The organism is Micromonospora sp. 4G55 (assembly GCF_016803375.1).
Map to the genome: position 1 here is coordinate 1 of NZ_JAEVHN010000712.1, position 3,053 is coordinate 3,053.

At 74.7% G+C, this 3,053-nt stretch carries 2 protein-coding genes and 1 pseudogene; 1 reads left to right on the forward strand and 2 read right to left on the reverse strand.

From position 1 onward, the window contains the following. Window positions 1-10: 10 nt before the first annotated feature. The gene (locus JNW89_RS32835; RefSeq protein WP_238452004.1) at window positions 11-1,258 is read left to right on the forward strand and encodes a phosphatidylserine decarboxylase; all 1,248 of its coding nucleotides are present in this window, start codon (window positions 11-13) and stop codon (window positions 1,256-1,258) included. Between the two features lie 58 nt (window positions 1,259-1,316). Here JNW89_RS32835 and JNW89_RS32840 read toward each other — a convergent pair. Both JNW89_RS32840 and JNW89_RS32845 read right to left on the reverse strand, forming a co-directional pair. Then, window positions 1,317-2,233: pseudogene (locus tag JNW89_RS32840) on the reverse strand (CDP-alcohol phosphatidyltransferase family protein). Window positions 2,234-2,581: 348 nt separating this feature from the next. After that, the coding region (locus JNW89_RS32845) for an NUDIX hydrolase (protein ID WP_238452003.1) at window positions 2,582-3,053 on the reverse strand (472 nt) is incomplete at its 5' end.

Below are 3,053 nucleotides of genomic sequence, written 5' to 3' on the forward strand. Positions count from 1 at the left end.
CCCGTCCGACATGACCCAGTCCCCCGCCGAGCGCACCCCCGGCCGGTCCGGTCCGGTCCGCATCGGCGAGCGCGCCGCCCGTACCCTCGTCACCGAGCTGGCCCGGCGTAACGACCCGAAGGCCGCCCTCCTGGTCGACGCCTCCCCGGAGTCCGCGGTGCTCGCCGCCGCGATCGACGCGCTGCTGCCCGGCGACACGCTCACCGTCGTGCCGGCCGAGCCGGCCGGCGCCGGTGCGCTGCGCGAGCACGTGACGGCCCAGGGTCGCTGGGTCGCCGACCGGGTACGCGTCGTCGACTCCCTCGCCGAGGCGGACGCCGCCGAGGTGGTCATCGCCGCCGAGCCGCTGACCGGCACCGCGGAGCAGGCCCGGACGGCCGTCGACGGCCTGGTCAAGTACCTCAGCGAGGGCTCGGTGCTCAGCGTGGCCGCGCCGGTGTTCCGTACCGAGGGCGCCGCCGCCGAGCTGGACCGCCAGGGCGTGCTGCACGGGGTCGGCACCGACCTGGTGCTGCGCAACTCCCCGCCGGTACGGGTGCACCACCTGCGCTTCACCCCGGCCAGCCCCGCGCTCGCCGCCCGGCTGGCCCCCGCCCACCGGCCCTCCAGCGTGCCGCTGACCCGCGGCATGCACATCGACTCCAACGGCGTCGCCGCGGCCGGCATCGCCCTCGGGCTGGCCGCCGTGGCCCGCGTGGTACGCCCGAAGTCGAAGCTCTGGCTGCTGCCGGCGCTGGCCGCCGGCCCGGTGGCCGCCTTCTTCCGGGACCCGGAGCGGGACGTCCCGGAGGACCCGTCGGCCGTGGTCGCGGCCGCCGACGGTCAGGTCCTCTCGGTGCAGCGGCTGCACGACGAGCGGTTCGGCGACGGCGAGTGGCTGCGGATCGCGGTCTTCCTGTCGGTGCTGGACGTGCACGTCAACCGCGCGCCGGTGCCCGGCAAGGTGGTCGACTACTTCGTCGCCGACGGCGGCTTCGTCAACGCGATGAAGCCGGACGCCGAGCACAACGTGGCCGCGTACACGGTGCTGGACACCGACCACGGCACGGTGGTGGTGGCGCAGCGCACCGGGCTGATCGCCCGGCGGATCGTGCAGCGGGCGCCGATCGGCGCGCTGCTGGCCCGGGGCGAGCGCTTCGGCCTGATCCGGTTCGGCTCGCGCACCGACGTCTACCTGCCGGCCGACGCGGCGGAGCCGCTGGTCGGGCCGGGCGACAAGGTGGTCGGCGGGTCGACGGTCATCGCCCGCTGGCGCTGACGGAACGCGAGAAGGGGCGCCGCGGTCGCGGCGCCCCTTCTGCGTACGTGCGGGTGGATCAGGCGGCGCGGCGCTGGTGCAGCCAGAGCAGCGGGCCGCTGACCAGGTAGCCCACCACCACCAGGGCGAAGGTGAGCCGGATGTCGACCAGCGCGCCGATCACCGGGGCCAGCCACAGCCACGGCGGCAGCTTGAGCAGCCGGGCGAGCTTCGCGTACGGGAAGCTGGAGACCATCGCGAAGGCCAGCAGCGCCACCCCGGCGATCTGCACCACCGCGGGCAGCGGCAGGCCGATCGCGACCGTGAGGGCGAGCACCGCCGCCGCCATGGTCGTCGGCACCCCGCAGAAGAACCGGCCGTCCTTCGGCGAGACGTTGAACCGGGCCAGCCGGATCGCGGCGCAGGCCGCGACCAGGGCCGCGGCCACCGCGGCGGCGCCGTGGGGGCGGACCCGGCCAGCGAGGCGTAGACCACCACGGGGGCGGCCAGGCCGAACGAGCACATGTCGGCCAGCGAGTCCATCTGGGCGCCGAACGGGCTGGCCACGCCGAGCTTGCGGGCGAGCGCGCCGTCGAGGCCGTCGAAGACGACGCAGGCGATCAGCAGGAGCGCCGCGACCCGGGCCTCGCCGGCCATGGCCACGAAGATCGCGTTGATGCCGAGCATCAGGCTGGCCAGGGTGCAGGCGTTGACCAGCGCGAACTTCATCCGACGCGACGCGGTGCGCTCGCCGGGGAGCAGCGGGATCGACATCGCCGACGAGTCGTCGTCCACCGACGGAGCGGGGGCGAGGGCCGGGCTGACCGGCATGACCGCCTCGATCTCCGCCCGGCGGGCGCGGTCGAAGCCGTACCGGCGAGGCCGGTCGACGAGGTGCTCGGGGACCACCAGCTCGGCGCCGATACGCGGGTCGCCGTCACGGCGGCCCACCCGGACCAGCAGCACCTGCCGGGCGAACGTGCTGCTGCGGCGCAACCGGCCCGCCCAGCGACGCCCGGCGGGGCGCGGACTGTCAGTCGTACGACGCCGGCGCCATAGGGCTCTCGGCACGTTTTCCTCCATCACCGGATCGACTGGCGCCCACGGGGGCGGGTGTCCGGCTGTCTCGTGCCGGACCGCTCTTGGCCCGGCAGCCCGTTCAAGCGGAGTACACCATTGCACAGGGAAGTGGTGGTTGGCGATAGCTGCCGGCGGTACTTATATCTCCGTTAAACCGCGCGAACCGCTGTCTTGTTCCCATCTCGGGCTTCATCGCCCGTTTTCTCCGCCAACCTCACTTACGACTGTACCGGAGCACCCCCGCGACGGCCCGGTGAGCGAGGGCTATCGACCCCGACGTCCGGTTGCCAGGGCAGCGACCTCGGTCAGCGACAGCTTCTCCACCTGCGCGGACGTGAACCAGCCCGCCTCCGCGGTCGACCCGCCGGCCAGCTCGGTCACCTCCGGCTCGGTGGGCGCGGAGACCACCACCCGGTAGACCACCCGGACGGCGTGCCAGTCCAGCGGGCGCCCCTCCGGCCCGAGCGCCGCGGGGTTGTGCAGATTGTCGACGGTCAACAGGTCGACAACCGTCCCGAGCTGCCCGGACTCCTCCACCAGCTCACGCAGCAGCCCGGTGGCCGGCTGCTCGCCGTGATCCGTGCCACCACCGGGCAGGTGCCACCGGCCGGCACCCGGGTAGCCCGGCGCGATCCGGGTCAGCAGGATCCGGCCCGCGGGGTCGGTGACCAGCCCGTACGCGGCGAACCGCTGGCGCCGGTCGGCGGGCGGGGCGGCCTGCCGGCCGGCAGCGCGC

What these genes read in the sequence shown, in the direction of transcription:
- JNW89_RS32835 (WP_238452004.1), top strand. Translation starts at nt 11, where the DNA reads ATGACCCAGTCCCCCGCCGAGCGCACCCCCGGCCGGTCCGGTCCGGTC.